This is a genomic window from Rhodococcus sp. NPDC056960, assembly GCF_042674125.1.
Classification (GTDB): domain Bacteria; phylum Actinomycetota; class Actinomycetes; order Mycobacteriales; family Mycobacteriaceae; genus Rhodococcus_F.
In genome coordinates, this window is record NZ_JBHURF010000018.1 from 1 (window position 1) to 16480 (window position 16480).

Annotated in this window: 18 protein-coding genes and 2 pseudogenes; 9 read left to right on the plus strand and 11 right to left on the minus strand. The window is 69.2% G+C overall.

Annotated elements, in window-relative coordinates:
- Both ACFTWF_RS26950 and ACFTWF_RS26955 read left to right on the plus strand, forming a co-directional pair.
- Nucleotides 1–175 (plus strand): annotated as a pseudogene (locus tag ACFTWF_RS26950) (lipoyl synthase); the annotation flags it as partial.
- Entirely contained in the window at nucleotides 172–402 is a 231-nt protein-coding gene (locus tag ACFTWF_RS26955) for a hypothetical protein (protein ID WP_378464211.1), read from the plus strand. The pseudogene ACFTWF_RS26950 and the gene ACFTWF_RS26955, both read left to right, overlap by 4 nt.
- Nucleotides 403–423: 21 nt before the next feature.
- On the opposite strand, the gene ACFTWF_RS26960 is transcribed toward ACFTWF_RS26955, so the two are convergent.
- Nucleotides 424–1539 carry a GAF domain-containing protein gene (locus tag ACFTWF_RS26960; RefSeq protein ID WP_378464212.1) on the minus strand — a complete coding sequence of 372 codons (1116 nt, stop codon included), beginning with the start codon at nucleotides 1537–1539 and terminating at the stop codon, nucleotides 424–426.
- A 299-nt stretch (nucleotides 1540–1838) separates the two neighbouring features.
- On the opposite strand from ACFTWF_RS26960, the gene ACFTWF_RS26965 reads away from it, so the two are divergent.
- Both ACFTWF_RS26965 and ACFTWF_RS26970 read left to right on the plus strand, forming a co-directional pair.
- Entirely contained in the window at nucleotides 1839–2804 is a 966-nt protein-coding gene (locus ACFTWF_RS26965; protein WP_378464213.1) for a sugar phosphate isomerase/epimerase family protein, read from the plus strand.
- Nucleotides 2805–2850: 46 nt separating this feature from the next.
- Nucleotides 2851–3885: a Gfo/Idh/MocA family oxidoreductase gene (locus ACFTWF_RS26970; protein WP_378464214.1), complete on the plus strand. Its 1035-nt coding sequence runs from the start codon at nucleotides 2851–2853 to the stop codon at nucleotides 3883–3885.
- 30 nt (nucleotides 3886–3915) lie between these two features.
- Here ACFTWF_RS26970 and ACFTWF_RS26975 read toward each other — a convergent pair whose 3' ends face one another.
- Nucleotides 3916–4206, minus strand: coding sequence for a hypothetical protein (locus ACFTWF_RS26975; protein ID WP_378464215.1), 291 nt, complete (start codon nucleotides 4204–4206; stop codon nucleotides 3916–3918).
- Nucleotides 4207–4313: 107 nt separating this feature from the next.
- Entirely contained in the window at nucleotides 4314–4838 is a 525-nt protein-coding gene (locus ACFTWF_RS26980) for a PadR family transcriptional regulator (RefSeq protein WP_378464216.1), read from the minus strand.
- 102 nt (nucleotides 4839–4940) lie between these two features.
- On the opposite strand from ACFTWF_RS26980, the gene ACFTWF_RS26985 reads away from it, so the two are divergent.
- The gene (locus ACFTWF_RS26985; RefSeq protein WP_378464217.1) at nucleotides 4941–5423 is read left to right on the plus strand and encodes a DUF1707 domain-containing protein; all 483 of its coding nucleotides are present in this window, start codon (nucleotides 4941–4943) and stop codon (nucleotides 5421–5423) included.
- A gap of 33 nt (nucleotides 5424–5456) precedes the next feature.
- Here ACFTWF_RS26985 and ACFTWF_RS26990 read toward each other — a convergent pair.
- Nucleotides 5457–5645, minus strand: a pseudogene (locus tag ACFTWF_RS26990) (response regulator transcription factor); the annotation flags it as partial.
- A gap of 200 nt (nucleotides 5646–5845) precedes the next feature.
- Between ACFTWF_RS26990 and ACFTWF_RS26995 the strand changes: the two are divergent.
- Complete coding sequence (locus ACFTWF_RS26995) at nucleotides 5846–6865, plus strand: LacI family DNA-binding transcriptional regulator (protein ID WP_378464218.1); 1020 nt, start codon at nucleotides 5846–5848, stop codon at nucleotides 6863–6865.
- Here the strand turns inward: ACFTWF_RS26995 and ACFTWF_RS27000 are convergent.
- Nucleotides 6862–7770, minus strand: a complete 909-nt coding sequence (locus tag ACFTWF_RS27000) for a LysR family transcriptional regulator (RefSeq protein WP_378464219.1) — start codon at nucleotides 7768–7770, stop codon at nucleotides 6862–6864. The two genes, ACFTWF_RS26995 and ACFTWF_RS27000, sit on opposite strands and share 4 nt — an antisense overlap.
- A gap of 155 nt (nucleotides 7771–7925) precedes the next feature.
- Between ACFTWF_RS27000 and ACFTWF_RS27005 the strand changes: the two genes are divergently transcribed.
- From ACFTWF_RS27005 to ACFTWF_RS27015, 3 genes are read left to right on the plus strand one after another with little or no spacing between them, the layout of a single operon-like run.
- Nucleotides 7926–9236, plus strand: a complete 1311-nt coding sequence (locus tag ACFTWF_RS27005; protein ID WP_378464220.1) for a CitMHS family transporter — start codon at nucleotides 7926–7928, stop codon at nucleotides 9234–9236.
- A gap of 28 nt (nucleotides 9237–9264) precedes the next feature.
- On the plus strand, nucleotides 9265–10641 hold the full coding sequence (locus ACFTWF_RS27010) for an acyclic terpene utilization AtuA family protein (RefSeq protein WP_378464221.1): 1377 nt from the start codon (nucleotides 9265–9267) through the stop codon (nucleotides 10639–10641).
- Nucleotides 10638–10958 (plus strand): hypothetical protein, encoded by a 321-nt coding sequence (locus tag ACFTWF_RS27015; protein ID WP_378464222.1) that lies wholly within the window; start codon nucleotides 10638–10640, stop codon nucleotides 10956–10958. Before ACFTWF_RS27010 ends, ACFTWF_RS27015 begins: the two co-directional genes overlap by 4 nt.
- Before the next feature lie 4 nt (nucleotides 10959–10962).
- On the opposite strand, the gene ACFTWF_RS27020 is transcribed toward ACFTWF_RS27015, so the two are convergent.
- Genes ACFTWF_RS27020 through ACFTWF_RS27045 form a run of 6 tightly spaced genes read right to left on the minus strand, consistent with a single transcriptional unit; the run spans nucleotide 10963 to nucleotide 16452 of the window.
- Nucleotides 10963–12357, minus strand: coding sequence for an AMP-binding protein (locus ACFTWF_RS27020; protein WP_378464223.1), 1395 nt, complete (start codon nucleotides 12355–12357; stop codon nucleotides 10963–10965).
- Nucleotides 12350–12952 carry an energy-coupling factor transporter transmembrane component T family protein gene (locus ACFTWF_RS27025; RefSeq protein WP_378464224.1) on the minus strand — a complete coding sequence of 201 codons (603 nt, stop codon included), beginning with the start codon at nucleotides 12950–12952 and terminating at the stop codon, nucleotides 12350–12352. Before ACFTWF_RS27025 ends, ACFTWF_RS27020 begins: the two co-directional genes overlap by 8 nt.
- Nucleotides 12949–13629, minus strand: coding sequence for an energy-coupling factor ABC transporter ATP-binding protein (locus ACFTWF_RS27030; RefSeq protein ID WP_378464225.1), 681 nt, complete (start codon nucleotides 13627–13629; stop codon nucleotides 12949–12951). Before ACFTWF_RS27030 ends, ACFTWF_RS27025 begins: the two co-directional genes overlap by 4 nt.
- Complete coding sequence (locus ACFTWF_RS27035) at nucleotides 13626–14753, minus strand: thiolase family protein (RefSeq protein WP_378464226.1); 1128 nt, start codon at nucleotides 14751–14753, stop codon at nucleotides 13626–13628. Before ACFTWF_RS27035 ends, ACFTWF_RS27030 begins: the two co-directional genes overlap by 4 nt.
- On the minus strand, nucleotides 14750–15871 hold the full coding sequence (locus ACFTWF_RS27040) for a synthetase (RefSeq protein ID WP_378464227.1): 1122 nt from the start codon (nucleotides 15869–15871) through the stop codon (nucleotides 14750–14752). The genes ACFTWF_RS27035 and ACFTWF_RS27040 overlap by 4 nt, the downstream gene beginning before the upstream one ends.
- A complete protein-coding gene (locus ACFTWF_RS27045; protein ID WP_378464228.1) occupies nucleotides 15868–16452 on the minus strand; it encodes a biotin transporter BioY in 585 nt (194 codons plus the stop codon). The genes ACFTWF_RS27040 and ACFTWF_RS27045 overlap by 4 nt, the downstream gene beginning before the upstream one ends.
- Nucleotides 16453–16480 lie beyond the last annotated feature (28 nt).

Below are 16480 nucleotides of genomic sequence, written 5' to 3' on the forward strand. Positions count from 1 at the left end.
CTCCCGGACCGCCGAGGAGATCGGGTTCGCCGGCGTCATGGCCGGACCCCTCGTCCGCTCGTCGTACCGCGCCGGCCGCCTCTACGCCCAGGCGACGGCCCACCACCGCCGCGCACTCGCGGAACCCCTCTCGCATCTCGCAGCAGTTCCCCTGGACAGGAGTGTCGGACCATGATCAACGATTCCGTGATCGAAGATGCGCAGGTCATCGAATTCGCGCGTCGCTGGCTTCCGTACGGCGGCGGCACCACCGGCGATCTCCTCGTCGAATTCGGGATGACCCCAGCGTGTTACGTGGCCCGCCTCGGCAAGATCCTCGCCGGACCGGTCGGTCGCCGGCTCGATCCCCAATTACGTTCAGACCTGAGTCATTTCGTCGCAGTGCGGTCTGCGCGGCGTTAGCCACCGGGTTCGCGTCTCGCCTCACCCGACGACGTGCACGTCGACACCGTCGGCGAACCGATACGGATGAGTGGACAGCACGGGGCCGAGACTCTTCCGGAGGCGGGAGAGCTCGGCACGGACGGCCACAACATGCTCGCGGTCACCGAACAACGACACGCTCAGGGACGCGGCATCGATTCCAGCGGAATCCGTGTCGGTGAGCACGCGCAATATCTGCGCGTGGCGCGGAGAGAGCGCCCGAGTCCAGCTCGTGTCCCCCCGCACCGTCACTCGCGGGGCGTCACCGAGATCGAGTTCCACTCCGATGGTGGTCGGCCTGCCTCCGCGACGCACCAGCCAGCCGTCACCGAGCGGCTCCGGCAGACACAGCCCCAATCCGGGAACCAGCAGCGGCGTGCCGAGGCATGGCGGTGCCACCCGGTCGGGAACGGCCAGCCCACGGGCGTCGGCGACCCAGCCGTGCCGGTCCACCACGAGTGCGGGACCGGCGGTCGCCCCGAGCACCGGTGCCGCGTGACCTCTGAGCTTCTCCAGGTTGACCGTGTGCTCCTGCCACAGCGTGGCCTCGGCCAGCCGGACCGCCGTCTGCACCAGCGCCACCGTCGTCGGATGAACCGACATCGCCGAGCCACTGATGTCGACGACACCGAGGACGTCGCCATTGCGCGGATCGTGCACAGGCGACCCCGTGCACGACCATCCGACATGGGACCGTGCGTAATGCTCTGCCGAGAACAGCTGCACGGGAGCATCTTCCACCAGGGCCGTGCCGATGGAGTTCGTACCCACCGACCCCTCGGACCAGCGGGCGCCTTCCATGAATCCCAGCGCGTCGGCGGCCTTCCGCACGCCGCGCGCCCCTTCCCGCCACAGCACCACTCCGTCGGCGTCCGCGATCACCACGATGAAATTCGCGTCGTCCGCGACCTGGGTCAACGTGTTGCGGAGCTCGGGAAGGACCGATCGCAGGGCAGTGCGAGTCCGCCGGGCCTCGACCTCCGCGTAATCGGCCAGCACCACGTCCTCGCACCGATCGGGACTCACCCCGTCCGCTTGCAGTCGCGACCACGACCGGCCGACGACATCGCGCGGCTGCGCGGGTGGTTGCCTGCCCGACAGCACAGCGTCGTGCACCTGACTCAGCAACTTTGCGTGCCGAGGCAGATCCACGCCCGAGCCGACTGCAGGAAGGCGGTGCCGAACCGAACTGGTAGTGCTCACACAGCCGAGCCTACCGGGGAAGCCGGCGTCTAACCATGCCCCGGGTTCGCCGATTTCGGTTGGGTGCGAACATAATCGACAGCTATGGCGCCTCTGCAATTCTTCGCAACCCTTGAATTCCTGCGGTCGATGATGTGCGACCTTCTTGACAAACCGACCTACTAGAACGTACTAGTTGACGAGCCCGCATCGAGCCACGACGGAGAAGACGCATGAAAATCGGCCTGATCACCGACTCGGTCAGTCACCTGCCCTTCGAGGCAGCCCTCGACCTCGCACAGCAGCACGGACTGAATTCGGTCGAGGTCGCGACGGGAAACTGGTCGGAGGCCCCGCACGCGGACCTCGACGCGCTGGTCTCGTCCACGGAGGCACGCGCCGAGTTCGCCGAGAAGATCACCTCCCGGGGTTTGACGCTGAGCGCTCTGAACGCCAACGGCAACCAACTACATCCCGTGTCCGGCAAGGCGCACGATGCCGTCGTCCGTCGGACCATCGAGCTCGCACACGCACTCGACGTCCCGACCGTCGTCCTCATGTCCGGACTGCCGGGCGCGAAAGGCGACAGCAGCCCCAACTGGATCACGACGGCGTGGCCCCCGGAGAACCTCGACGTCCTCGCCTACCAGTGGGACGACGTCGCGATTCCCTACTGGAAGGAGCTTGCGGCGTTCGCCCGCGACCACGGCGTCAAGCTCGCGGTCGAACCCTGCGGCGGCCAGCTGGTCCACAACGTCTCGACGATGCTGCGGCTGATCGACAGCGTGGGCGACGACGCGGTGGGCGCGAATCTCGACCCTTCTCACCTGATGTGGATGGGCGCCGACATCCCCACCGTCATTCGCGCACTGGGCACGTCGATCCTCCACGTGCACGCCAAGGACATTCGCATCAACACGTGGGCCGCGCAGCGTGACGGGCTCCTCGACACCGTCCCGGTGACCGAGCCGCTGGGGCGGGCCTGGAACTACGTCACGCTCGGTCTCGGTCACCCGGACGGGGCCACGTTCTGGGCGGATTTCGTCTACGCCCTTCGCGCGGCCGGCTACGACGGCACCCTCAACATCGAGCACGAGGACGCTCTCGTCAATTCACTGGAAGGCGTCGGCCGCGCTGCCGACCTCCTGAAGCAGGTTGCCCTCGTCGAGCCACCCGACTGGACTCCCGCGAACGTCTGACGACATGATCTTGCCTTGTCCGAATGTCTTAACATAGGCTGCAACGATGAGTGTGAAGATCGGGATCGTCGGATACGGGTTGGGTGGCCGCTACTTCCATGCGCCGTTCGTCGAGGCTGCAGAGGGAATCACGCTGGGCGGCATCGTGACCCGATCGCCGTCCCGAATCGCCGAGGCCACCGCCGACTTCCCCGACGTGCCGGTGTTCGCGAGTCTCGGCGAACTGATCGACTCGGGGGTCGACGCCGTCACGATCACCACCCCACCGCAGACCCGGCGCGACCTCGTGCTCGCGGCCGTCGGGCGGGGTGTGCACGTGGTGGCCGACAAACCGTTCGCACCCGACGTCGGCACGGCCCGTGAGATGATCACCGCCGCCGACGACGCCGGCGTGCTGCTCGGCGTGTTCCACAATCGCCGGTACGACGCGGACATCCGCACACTGAAGTCGGTGCTGCCGCGACTCGGGGACATCTGGCGCGTCGAATCGCACTTCGACCTGGACGGCGCCGACACACTCGAAGCCGGCCCGGCCGGCGGGTTGCTGCGCGACATCGGCGCGCACGTCGTCGATCAGGTGCTGTGGCTGTTCGGTCCGGCGGAGCGAGTGGACGCGCACCTCGACTACGTCGAGCTTCCCGAGGGGCGCACCGACACCGGCTTCGTCGTCAACATCACCCACCGCAGCGGGGTCTACTCGACCGTCTCGTCGACCAAGATCAACCACCTCGACGGGCGGCGGTTGCGCGCGTTCGGGAGCCTGGGCAGCTACGTCGCGGACGGGACGGACGTCCAGGCGCAGGCGCTCTTCGCGGGAACCCGACCGGTCGACGATCCCACCGGTTGGGGCTATGAGGCGCGGGAGCGGTGGGGTGTTCTGCGCACCGCGGACGGGGCGGAAACGATCCCGTCGCAACAGGGTTCATATCAGGACTACTACACGCAGTTCGCGGCCGCCGTTGCCGGCGCCGGCGAGCAGCCGGTACCGGCCCGCGCCGCACTCGGCACCATCGCCGTGCTGGCGGCCGCGCGGGAAGCGGCGGAGACGGGCCGTTCGGTCGCGGTGCCGCCCGTCGACTGAACTGTCCGAACCGTCGCGACGGACTGCGCGTCAGCCCACCTGTTCTTCGTCCGCCGCACCGGCGGCGTCTTCGGAGGCGCGGCGGTCGAGGCGCTCGGCGTGGGACACCGCGGCCTCGAGGTGCCGGTCGGCGGTGGTCAGGTCGAGGCGTGCGTCGCTGAGACCGTCGATGACCTCGATGAGTGCGGCGTCCTCGGCGACACCCTGCGAGCGCCCGCCTCTCGCGTCGAATTCCTCGGTCAGCTCCTTCATCCGCTGAATGAGATCGTGCAGATCGGATCGCAGCTGTTCCGCCTGCCTGGCCAGATCGGATCCGCTCATGCTTACCTGCACTTCCTCGCCAGGGGTACACACACCGTCGGTTTCACGGTAGGCCAGGCCCATCCCGGCCGGGGCCGAAACCGCACGCCCGTGGCCGCGCGGTCGAGTCACTCCCCGCCCGCGAGCCGGTTCTCGACGCGATCGAACCAGTCGAGAACCGCGCGCTCGTACACGATCCCGAAGTCGAGGGTGGCCATGGCATAGCGGTTCGATCCGTGTGTTTCGGCGTCACGCTCGTACTCGGCGAGCTGACGCTCGTGGGCGGAGCGGTGCACGCCGAGCATCGCGAACAACCGCTCGGGCGGAAGGTGCGCGCCGAACGCGACGGTGAGCAACAAGGGATAGCGGATGTTCTCCGGGCCGGGCTCCCGGTCGATCCAGTCCGCGAATGCCCGGCGCCCCTCCTCGGTCAGCGTGTAGGGCTTGCGCTCGCGGGCGCCCCGCTCCCCCGCCTCGATCAACCCGGCCCGCTCCATCGCCGCGAGCTCCCGGTACACCTGACTGGTCGTGATCGACCAGAATTTGCCGATGCGCTCCTGCGCGGTCACCACCAGGTCCCACCCCGTCTTGGATCCCTCGTGCAGAAATCCGAGCAACGATGCCGCGGTGGCATTGAGAGGGCGTTCAGCCATGGCACGGTCCTTCGCACGGTAGGGGTTGACATTCCACTGTGTCATATCAATGATGGCAATAACGACATTCCACAGTGGAATGTCACCGCCGAGGAGGTTCCGATGGCGTACACCGACAGCATCCGGATATCCGATTCCGAACGTGAGCAGATCGTCGGTGAACTCGGCCGTCATCTCACCGCGGGCCGGCTGACCATCGGCGAGTTCGACCAGCGGGTCGCGCAGGTGTACCGGTCGATCACCCGGCACGAGGCGCAGCAGGCACTGGTCGACCTTCCCGCCCAGGCCGCTGCACCCGTGCCGACGCCGAAACCGACGGCACCGGCACGTCCGGCACTCCGGCGACTACCGGCGCATCAGCAGATCGAGTGGCTCGCCTGGCTTGCCGCCGGAACCGTCAATCTCGCGATCTGGGGAATCATCTCGGTTGCCACCGGCACCATGCCCTACTTCTGGCCGGTGTGGGTGATCGGCCCGTGGGGGCTGGTCCTACTGGGTCGGACACTACTCGGCGTCGAGGGCACGTGCGGCGCGATCGCGAGCGCCGTGCGGGGCGACCGACTGCGGGTCACCGCGCGAAGCTGACCCGCGACGGGACGAGACGGCTTCTGCCGCAGCTCAATCCGCTCCGGCGACGCCCGGGGTGACGATGCCGTGGTCGAAGGCGTACACGATCGCGGCCGCGCGGTCGCGGAGGTCGAGCTTGACGAAGATGTGCCCGACGTGACTCTTCACGGTCACCCCCGAGATGCCCAGTTGCCGCCCGATCTCGCCGTTGCTGTGCCCACGCCCGACGAGCGCGAGCACAGTTGCCGAGCCCGGTGGCCCGCGTGTCACCGGCCCCGGGGACCGGACGGGCCACGATCTCCGCGTGATTCGAGCCGATGTGGCCCGCACCAATACTAAGCTAGTACGTTCTAGTTTCAGACCGTAGAACTCGTGAGATCATTGGTCGAGAGCGGCCGCGAACGGACAGCGCGAGCCCCAGAAGACAAGGAGCCGTGCACGTGGCCGAACCGGTAGTGGGGTCGACCGGTGGCGCCCGTCCGACGATGGGCGATGTCGCGCGAGAGGCAGGCGTCTCCACCGCGCTCGTCTCGATCGTGATGCGGGGCGTTCCCGGCGCCAGCGAGGCAACCCGCCGGCGCGTGCTCGAGATCGCCGACGGCATGGGCTACGTGCCGGACCGCCGCGCGCAGAAACTGCGGCAGGCCAGTTCCCGGCTCCTCGGAGTGGTGTTCGAACTGCAGCAACCGTTCCACGGCGACCTCGTCGAGCAGATCTACGCGGCGGCGTCACGGCGCGGATACGACGTCATGCTCAGCGCGGTCGCGCCGAGCCGCGCCGAGCAGGTCGCGGTGCAGGCGCTGATGCGGGAGCGCTGCGAGGCCGCGATCCTTCTCGGATCCCGATTCGACGCCGACGCGCTCGGTGAACTGGCCGACCGCGTGCCCGCTCTCGTCGTGGCGCGGTCGAGCGGCCTGCCCGGGGTCGGCGCCGTCCGTGGCGACGACGTCGCCGGCATCACCCTCGCGGTCGACCACCTCGCCGAACTCGGGCACCGGCGTATCGCCCACATCGACGGCGCCGACGCACCCGGCGGCTCGGACCGCCGGGCCGGCTTCCTGGCTGCGATGGACCGGCACGGGCTGTCGGCGACGGCAACGGTCGTGAGCGGTGGTCCCACGGAAACCGAAGGCGCACAGGGAATGCAGGAACTCCTGGAAATGTCCGCTCCCCCGACCGCCGTCGTCGCCTTCAACGACCGGTGCGCCACCGGCGTGCTGGACCTCCTGGTCCGCCGCGGCCTGAACGTACCCGAGGACATCTCCGTCGTCGGCTACGACGACTCTCGTCTGGCGAGGATTCCGCACGTGCAGATGACGACGATCTCCCAGGACGCCACGCAGATGGCCGACGCCGCCGTCGACGGCGCGCTGGCCCAGATCGCCGGGAACGAGGCCGTCGACCTCGTGCTCGCCCCGCACCTGGTGAGGCGAGCGACCACCGGCCCCGTCTCGGGCTAGCCGGAATCAGGATTTCGGTCGGCGAGAAGCGTGTTCACGAAACCACGAGTGCTCGCCGTCTGCGGTCGGCCGGCCACCTGGACGAGCGAGATGGTGCGGTCGACTCTCGGGTGCAGGGGTATATGGACGAGACCGGCGAACGAGATCATGGGAAGCACCAGTTCCGGCACCGCGGTGACCCCGAGCCCGGCGGCGGCCAATCCCGCTACCGCACCGATGTTTTGCGCCTGCATGACCGGACCGAGTTCGATGCGAGCATCCTCGACGGCCCGGCGGACGGGCGCCGCGATACTGCTCTCGGGACCGAACGCGATGAACGGCTGCCCGGCGAGATCCGCCCATCGGAGCGCCTGTCGACCAGCGAACGGATGCGACGGCGCGACAGCGCAATAGAAGGAGTCGCTCGTCAGAACGTCCTGGCGCAGACCGGGCAGAACCCCCGACGTGGTAACCAGGGCGAGATCGACGGTGCCCGAGTACACGGCATCGAGAACCTCCTGCCGCAGTCCGTCCCGAATCTGGAGGCGCACGTCGGGGTGCCGCTCGCGGAAGTGCACCACGTAGGGCGGAAGGAATGTGGCCGCGAGCGACGGCAGGCACGCCACCGTGACGATTCCGCGGTCCCCGGTGACGAATCGCTCGATCTGGGTGAGTCCGTCGTCGAAGTCGTGGAGCATCCGCCGGGCGTGCTCGATGATCTCGTGCCCGTGTGTGGTCAGCTCGACGCGGCGAGTGGTGCGATCGAACAGCGTGACGTCGAGTCTGCGCTCGGCCTCGGCGACCGAGCGGCTCAGCGAGGACTGCGACACGTCGAGCGCGTGGGCCGCCGACGTGAAGCTCGCGTAGTCGGCGATGGCGACGATGCTCCTCAGGTGAGAGATCCCGAGATTGATGCTCATGCGCATCAGTATGGCCGGTATTCATGCGCTGGCGAGTCGCTCCACGGCTCTCGGCTGCACCCATGCATTCATGAGTTGAAATCATGAATCGATCGCCCATTGATATTTGACGCGCAATTGTGAGCCGCGCGACACTGAGACTCCGTTTCGAAGGAGGTCACATGGTTGCCGCGCTCGGCTTCGCCACGATCGCTTGTTTCCTGGCGCTCGCGTTCAGCCGACGGGTCTCGGTGCTCGTCGCGCTGATCCTCGTCCCCATCGCGTTCGCCATCGTGGGCGGCTGGGCACCCGACCTCGGGGAGATGGTGGGCGACGGTCTGCTGAAGGTCGCGCCCGTCGCGATCATGATCGCCTTCGCGGTGCTGTACTTCAGCCTGATGGTCGACGTGGGACTGTTCGATCCCGCGATCCGCCGGATCGTCGGATGGGCCGGGGGCAACCCCACCAAGATCGCCGTCGGGACCGCGGTGCTGACCCTGCTCGTCGCACTCGACGGCGACGGCACCTCGACCTTCCTCATCACGATCTCGGCTCTGCTCCCCATCTACCAGCGGCTCGGGATGCGCCCGGTCGTCCTGACCGGCATCGTCTGCCTCGCCGCGGGTCTCATGAACATGATTCCGTGGGGCGGCCCGACCGTCCGCGCCATGGCGGCGCTCGACCTGACCAGCGCCGACATCTTCACGCCGGTTCTGCCCGCCATGGGGGCCGGCGTGCTGTGGGTCCTGTTCGCCGCCTACATGATCGGCCGCACGGAACGGAAGCGGCTCGGCGTCACCGAACTGACGGCTCCCGGCGGCGGTGGCCCCGGAACGCCACACGTGTCCGACGCGCCGGTCCGCACCGGCCGCCAGCGCGCGGTGATGGCGTTCAACACGGTGCTCACTCTCGTCCTGATCGTGATCCTGCTGTTCCAGCTCGTGCCGCTCGAGGTGGCATTCGCCATCGCATTCGCGCTCGCGCTCGCCGTCAACCGCCCGAAGTGGGCCGACCAGCAGGCCCTGTTCGCGAAACACGGCGGCAACGTCACCATGGTCGTGATGATGATCCTCGCGGCCGGCGTGCTCACCGGCATCCTCAACGGCACCGGGATGATCACCGCGATGGCGGAAACCTTCGTCTCCTGGATTCCGCAGTCCGCCGGCTCCCTGATCCCCGTCATCACCGCCGTCACGTCGATGCCGCTCAGTCTGGTCTTCACCCCGGACGCCTACTACTTCGGCGTCGTACCGGTGCTCGCGGAGACCACCGCATCGTTCGGGGGCGACCCGGCGGAGATCGGCCGCGCCGCAATCCTCGGGCAGATGACCACCGGTTTTCCGCTCAGCCCGCTCACCGCCGCGACGTTCATCCTGATCGGACTGAGCAAGGTCGAGCTCGGCAAACACCAGCGTTTCATCTTCGGCTGGGCCTTCGGGACCACGATCGTCATGACCGTCGTGGCGCTGTTCACCGGCGCCCTCTCGCTGTAGTCGCCCACAAGCAAAGGACTTCGAGCACGTGACACCATCGAGCACCACCCGCGGCAACGCCTCGCGGAGCGTGCGACTCGGCGCAGGATCCGGATTCTCCGGGGACCGCATCGACCCTGCCGAGAAACTCGCCCGCCGCGCCGACCTCGACTACCTGATCTTCGAATGCCTCGGCGAACGCACCGTGGCCGCCGGGAACTCGCGCCGCCTCGAGAACCCGGACGCAGGATTCGATCCGCTGCTCGCCGCACGCATGCGCGCGGTTCTCCCGCACACACTCGCATCCGGGACCACGGTGATCACCAACGCCGGTGCCGCGAACCCGCTCGCCGCCGCGAAGCTGGTCACCGGTATCGCGTCTCGATCCGTCGACCGAGACGTGCGCATCGCCGCGGTCACCGGCGACGCGGTACTCGAACAGGTGCTGCGCCACGACCCAGTCGTGTGGGAAACCGGGAAACGACTGTCGGAACACGACGAGATGCTCGTGTCCGCGAACGCGTACATCGGGGCGGAGGCCGTGATCCCCGCGCTCAAGCTGGACGCCGACGTCGTCGTCACCGGCCGTCTGGCCGATCCCTCCCTCTACGTCGCCCCGCTCGCCCACCACTTCGGATGGGACCTGGCCGACCACGACATCATCGGCGCCGCCACCGCAATCGGGCACCTGCTCGAGTGCGCCGGCCAGCTCACGGGCGGGTACTACGCGGATCCCGTCACCAAACCGGTGAAGGGCATGGCCGATCTCGGGTTCCCGTTCGCCGACGTCCTCGCCGACGGATCGGCGACATTCGGCAAGCTCGACGGATCCGGCGGCATCCTCACCGAACGAACCTGCGCCGAGCAACTCCTCTACGAGGTGGGCGATCCCACCTCGTATCTGACGCCGGACGTCACCGCGGACTTCGGCAACGTGTCGTTCACCGGTGTCGGACCCGACCGGGTCGCCATCACCGGTGCAACGGGGCGCCCGCGCCCACAGCAGCTGAAGGTCACCCTCGGCTTCCGCGGAGGCTGGCTCGGTGAGGGGCAGATCAGCTACGCGGGCCCGCGCGCCTACCCTCGCGCCCAGCTCGCGGCGGACATCGTCACCGAACGACTCGTCGACGTGCACGGTTTTCCCGAGGACGCCGTCTCCGTCGAATACATCGGCGCCGGTGCGGCTTTCCGCGGGCTCGACACGGACACCGACGCCCACGAGGTGCGGGTGCGGGTCGCCGCCCGCGCCCGAACCCGGGAGGAAGCCGATCTCGTCGGCTGGGAGGTGGAGAGCCTGTACACCAACGGACCGGCTGGCGGGGGCGGGGCCCGACGCTCGTCGACCGAGGTACTCGCGATCCGCTCGTGCACCCTCCCCCGCGATCTCGTGTCCACCCGCGTCCATCTCACGGAGGTTCCGAAATGACGACGCCCGCAACCGTTCAGCGAGTCGACGCACTCGCCGACGTCCGTGCCGGCGACAAGGGCGACACCCTCATCGTCGCCGTGCTGGCCCGCGACCGCGCCGCCTACCGTCATCTCGAACCGGTCCTGACGGAGGACGTCGTCGCCGCCCACTACGGGGAACTGGTCACGGGGCCCGCCCGGCGCACCGTGCAGCCGAACCTGATGGCGATGGTGTTCGAGTTGCCCGGCGTTCTCGGCGGCGGCGTCACCGGTTCACCCGTGCTCGACGGGCACGGCAAGACGCTGGGCTACCACCTGCTCAGCCTCGAAATCTGATGCGCTATGCGGGATTACGGTCCCGCGATGCGGCCAGGGTGGCCGCCAGCGCCGGACGGTCGAGCTTGCCGCGCGGGGTCCGCGGCAGACTGTCGACCACGAGAACCTGCACCGGCATGCTCGGGCTCGGTAACGTGGCCCGCAGGTGCCGCCAGATCTCGCCGGAACTCGGCTCGGCGCCGTCCACGACGATTGCGGCGGCCGGCGCCTCGCCCATCCGGCTGTCGGGCACGCCGATGCACGCCGCCTCCACGACGCCGGGAAGCGCGATCAGTGCGGCTTCGACGGCGGCGGGTTCGACGTTGAGACCCGCCCGGATCACCGTGTCGGTGGCGCGGCCGAACAGGTGCAGACTGCTGCCCACCACCCGGCCGCGGTCGCCGACCGTCATCCACCCGTCGGAAGGTCCGTCCACCACACCGTCTTCGGTGAGGTACCCGTCGAACAGCATGTCGCTGCGCACGTGGACCAGACCGTCGCGGATCTCCACGTCGACACCGTCGAACAATTCGCCCGCCGAATGCTCGTCGTCGGCGCCGAGTCCCCGGTCGAACGACACGAAGCTCAATTCGGACGCTCCGTAGAAGTGCACGAGCGACGCATTGGGCAGCGCCTCCTGCAGCGCCTGCCGCCCCGAGCGCGGCCACCGGGCGGCCGAGGACAGCACCTCCCGGACACTGCCGACCGTCCCGATCCCCGACCGCACCACGTCCCACGCGATGGTCGGTACCGAATACAGATGTGTCGGAGCGTCGAGCAACGACTGCGTGACCGGGCGCAGGTCCACCGTCGCGCCGCGGGTGAGGGCGTGCAGCGCGCCGTACAGGAAATGCGTGTGGTCGAGGACTCCGGGCACCGACACCCGGTCCCGCCCGGCGATGTCGAACGTCCGGTCGGAGCGATCGAGGGTGGTGGCCCACGACCTCTGGTTGCGCACGAACAGCTTCGGCTCACCGGTGGTGCCGGAGGTGATGCCGACCAGCAACTCGGCGCCGGGATGTGCCCGGCGTGCGATTCCGTCGGATTCCAGGCTGCCGGCGGTCTCGATGGTGCCGTCGAATCCCAGTCTCCGAAGCCGCGTGTGCTGGTTGGGTGCGGCCACCACGGCACCCGGCTTCGCGAGTTCGAGTACCCGGGTCAGCTGCGCGGGCAGCAGGTGCCGGTGCAGCAGCACCACACTGACGCCCGCATGCATCGCCGCCGTGACGGCGACCAGCGACCCGACGTCGGACGTCGGCAGCACGGCGAGCCGGTCCATGCCGTCGAGCCCGGCCGCGGTCCGTTCGACGCTCGCCCAGAATCGGCCGTAGTCCACGGTCTCCCGGGCGGACACCACCGCGACGGTGTCCGGGTTCTCGGCCGCACGCACCGCGATCCGCTCGGGGAGCAACTCAGTCATCGTCCACTCCCCGGGCGACGAGGGCGTCACCCATCGCGTCCGCGGTCCGCAGCGCACGGACCAGAACGGGTGTGGCGAGCGCCGTCATCGACCACTGCAGCCCGCGGGCCTTGCGGGCCTGCGCCACCTCCTGCACGATCCCGGTGAGCAACGGGATGCACCGGATCGCCAGTGCGAGCAGGAGTCCGATCCGATCCGGATCGACCCCGAAGCGGCGCAGCGGCCCGAGTGCGCGCGACACGGTGTCGAGCATGTCCGTCACCCGGGTGGTGAGCGTGACCAGGGCCGCGAGCGCCACCGAGATCAGCAGCACCCCGCACACGACGACGGCACGCGCGGGCGAGGTGATCCACACCTGGAACACGGCGATGATCAGCAACATCCACACCACCGGCCGCAACTGCGCGACCGCGACGGTCCACGGGATGCGGGCCACGGCGAACAGCAGGCCCACCACCACGACGACGACACCGACCTCGAGGGGGGTGCGCACGAACACGGTGGCCGCCAGGATCGACGCGATCAACATCACCAGCTTCAGCCCGGCCGGCATGCGGTGCACCAGCGAGTCGCCCGGTCGGTACAGGCCGATCATTCGACCAACTGACGGTAGGCGGGGACGGCGTCGTCGGGGCTGCCGTCGAACGCGACGAGACCGTCGTCGATGACGATGACCCGCTCGAAACTCTCCAGCAACGCCAGTTGATGCGTCACGACGATCACCTGCTGATCCATCGAATCGAGCGCGTCGGCGACCACGCGGGCGTTGCGCAGATCCAGCAGCGTGGTCGGCTCGTCGGCGATGATCACCTCGGGCCTGCGGATGAGGACGGCGCCGATCGCGAGCAACTGCTTCTGCCCACCGGACAGCAGGTGCGCGGGATGCTCGGCGTGCTTGTCGAGCCGGAACCGGACCAGGATCTCCTCGACGCGGGCCGCGATCTCCTGTTTGCTCAGACCGGACCGGCGCAGCGAGAACGCCAGGTCCTCGGACACCGTGGGCATGACGATCTGGGTGTCGGGGTCGGTGAACACGAACCCCACCTTGCGCCGCACGTGCGCACCCTTCTTCGCGGCGTCGACGCCGTCGACCGTGACGGTGCCGGACGTGGGTTTCAGCAACCCGTTGATCATCCGCGCCAGCGTCGACTTGCCGGAACCGTTGGATCCGATGATGCCGACGCGGCGCTCCGAGAACCGCAGGTCGACGCCGCGCAGCACCTGGCGGTCACCGAAGGCGTGGCTCACCGAGTCGAAGACGATCTCGCTCACGACACGCGCTCCACCAACATGGCGATGCCCTGGCCGCCGCCGATGGCGCACGCCGCCAGCCCCAGTGCGGGCCCGTTCTCCCGCAGCATCTGACTTGCCAAGCGCACCAACAGGATCGCCCCCGACGCACCCCACGGGTGTCCCATCGCGATGGCGCCGCCCTGCGGGCAGATCACGGATTCGTCCAGCCCGAGTTCGTCCGATACGGCCAGCACCACCGACGCGAACGCCTCGGTGATCTCCACGACGCCCAGATCGGCCACGTCGTGTCCGGTTCTCTTCAGGAGTTTGCGGATCGCGGGCACCGGGCCGAGGCCGGGCAGCGCCGGATCCGATCCCGCGACGGCCGAGCCGAGTACCCGCAGCGCCGGCAGTCCGGCCGCCAGTGATTCGGTGGTCACCGCCAGCACCGCGGCGCCGTCCGAGATGCCGCACGAGTTGCCTGCCGTGGCCGTGCCGCCGGCGCCGAAGCTGGGGCGCAACCGCGCGAGCCGGGCCTCGGTCATGCCGGCGCGAATTCGCTGATCCTTCACGAGGTCGCCGATCGGCACGATTTCCGACGAGAAGTCGGCCGCGGCCGCGAGGGTGTGCGACCGCGCCGCGTACGCGTCCTGCCGTTCCCGGCTGATGCCGTGGGCCCGCGCGAGATCGTCCGCGGCCACCCCCATGTCGGGATCGGGAAAATCCTGTGGCGCAAAGGGGGCACGGGTGTAGCGCACCGGATCGGCGCCCGCGACCGGCGGCCAGAACCGCCACGGCGCGGTGCTCGCCGACTCGACGCCACCCGCCAGGATCAGGTCGTCGGCGCCGCTGCGCACGCGCAGCGCGGCCTGCATCACCGCATCGAGCCCGGAACCGCACTGCCGATCGACGGTGACCCCCGGAACGTCCACACCCAGCCCCGCCCGCAGGGCCGCGACCCGCGCCGGGTCACCGCCCGGTCCGAGGCAGTTGCCGAGGACGACGTCGTCGACCTCCGCCTCGATCCCCGCCCCTCGCAGCGACGACAGGACGTCGCGCAGGACGGGGGCCGCCAGATCGGTGGTGGTCAGGTCGGCGAACCCGTGCCCGGCATTGCCGATCGGCGTCCGACGCGGCGCCACCAGTACAGGGACAGAGCTCATGCCAGCAAGTCTCTCACTCGACCCCGGGCGACCTTGCCACTGGCGGTGCGGGGCAGCGACTCGATCCGCACCCAGCGGCGGGGCATCGCTTCCTTCGTCAGCACCCGGCGCGCCCGCGAGCGAACGTCCTCGATTTCTGCGGTGCCGTCGAGTTCGACCACGGCGGTGACCGTCTCACCGAGCACCGAGTGCGGCGATCCGACCACGGCGGCCGCGCCGACACCGTCGACGGTTTCGAGGATGCGCTCGACGTCCTCGGCGACCACCGTGGTGCCGCCGACGTTGATCGCGGATTCGCCCCGGCCGCGGACCGTCAGCTCACCGTTCGGACCGAGTTCCGCCAGGTCGCCGACACCGAACCAGTCCGGGGCGCCGATCACGCTGTACGGGGAGCGGACGTACAGCAGGCCGTCGCGGATGTCGGCGTGGACGCCGTCGAGCAGCCGCAGCGGTTCGGGAACCCGCCGCGCGGCCACGAGGGAGAGTTCCGCGGCGCCGTAGTACTCGACGATCTCGATTCCGTCCGCCACCGCGCGGGCGCCGTCGTCCAGGGCGGTGCCGGCGACGACGGCCGTGCGCAGCTTCGGGGCCTTCCCCACCACCTCCCGGAGAACGGCGGGGACGGCGTGCACCACCGTCGCCTCCGACGGATCGTCGGTGACGCACGCGCCGCACCACAGCGCGTGCACCGCGCCGAACAGGTGCATCGTGGCGTGCAGCGGGCCGGTGATCAGCACACGGTCCGCGGCGTTGATGCCGGTGATCGCGGTGAAGGCCGGGAAGCTGTCGAACCACGACGCCGCGGTGCGTGCGAGGGGACGGGGCCTGCCGGTCGAGCCGGACGTGGCCACCAGCAGAAAGGCCGACGGCGGAATGTCCGTGCGGTCGGGGCGGGCTTCCGGGTTCTCGACGATCACCGCGGTGCCCCGCCGCGCGGCGGCGCAGACGCGGATCAACGCGTCCGCAACCGGCAACTCGGACGCGTCGGAGACGGATGAGCCTGCGCCGTGCTCGTCGATCCACCGCTCGATCGCACGGTCGAGCTGGGCGTACGTGTATGTGCGACCGCCGACGTCGAGGGCGGGCTGATCGCCGGCGCCGCCGAGTTCGGAACTCACGTACGAATCAGGCCGGGGTACGCGCGGTGCACACTCTTGGCGACGACGGTCGCGACGACGACCTTCAGCAGGTCACCCGGGATGAAGGCGAAGTTGGTGGTGATGGCGGCGCCGACACCCAGATCGGTGCGGAGCAGCAGTCCGACGGTGCCGAAGGCGTAGATGACGACGATCCCACCGAGGGCGTTGATCAGCAGACCGGGAACGACCGGGTACTTCGGCAGGATGCGGGCGGTGAGGAACCCGATGACCAGCGTCGCGGGAATCCAGCCGACGAGGTATCCGGCACTGGGCCCGGCGAGCGCCGTCAGTCCGGTGCGGCCACCGGACAGCAGCGGCAGACCGATCAGGGTCAGCGCGAGGAAGACCGCGACGGCGGCGGTGCCCTTGCGCGCCCCGAGGACCGCGCCGGCCAGGATGACGCCGAGGGTCTGCAGCGTGATCGGCACGCCGCTGAATCCGACGGTGATGGCACCGGGCAACCCCAGGGCGGCGATCAGCGCGGCGAACACCGCGATCTGCGCCATGTCCCGAGCCGAAATACCGAGCCTCGACACCCGAGCACTCCCCACATCTGTCACGACGACTCCTCTTGCTGCACACTTGAAC

What these genes read in the sequence shown, in the direction of transcription:
- ACFTWF_RS27020 (WP_378464223.1), bottom strand. Translation starts at nt 12,357, where the DNA reads ATGACTGAGTTGCTCCCCGAGCGGATCGCGGTGCGTGCGGCCGAGAAC.
- ACFTWF_RS27035 (WP_378464226.1), bottom strand. Translation starts at nt 14,753, where the DNA reads ATGAGCTCTGTCCCTGTACTGGTGGCGCCGCGTCGGACGCCGATCGGC.
- ACFTWF_RS26985 (WP_378464217.1), top strand. Translation starts at nt 4,941, where the DNA reads ATGGCGTACACCGACAGCATCCGGATATCCGATTCCGAACGTGAGCAG.
- ACFTWF_RS26970 (WP_378464214.1), top strand. Translation starts at nt 2,851, where the DNA reads ATGAGTGTGAAGATCGGGATCGTCGGATACGGGTTGGGTGGCCGCTAC.
- ACFTWF_RS27000 (WP_378464219.1), bottom strand. Translation starts at nt 7,770, where the DNA reads ATGCGCATGAGCATCAATCTCGGGATCTCTCACCTGAGGAGCATCGTC.
- ACFTWF_RS26965 (WP_378464213.1), top strand. Translation starts at nt 1,839, where the DNA reads ATGAAAATCGGCCTGATCACCGACTCGGTCAGTCACCTGCCCTTCGAG.
- ACFTWF_RS26955 (WP_378464211.1), top strand. Translation starts at nt 172, where the DNA reads ATGATCAACGATTCCGTGATCGAAGATGCGCAGGTCATCGAATTCGCG.
- ACFTWF_RS27005 (WP_378464220.1), top strand. Translation starts at nt 7,926, where the DNA reads ATGGTTGCCGCGCTCGGCTTCGCCACGATCGCTTGTTTCCTGGCGCTC.
- ACFTWF_RS26975 (WP_378464215.1), bottom strand. Translation starts at nt 4,206, where the DNA reads ATGAGCGGATCCGATCTGGCCAGGCAGGCGGAACAGCTGCGATCCGAT.
- ACFTWF_RS26980 (WP_378464216.1), bottom strand. Translation starts at nt 4,838, where the DNA reads ATGGCTGAACGCCCTCTCAATGCCACCGCGGCATCGTTGCTCGGATTT.
- ACFTWF_RS27015 (WP_378464222.1), top strand. Translation starts at nt 10,638, where the DNA reads ATGACGACGCCCGCAACCGTTCAGCGAGTCGACGCACTCGCCGACGTC.
- ACFTWF_RS27025 (WP_378464224.1), bottom strand. Translation starts at nt 12,952, where the DNA reads ATGATCGGCCTGTACCGACCGGGCGACTCGCTGGTGCACCGCATGCCG.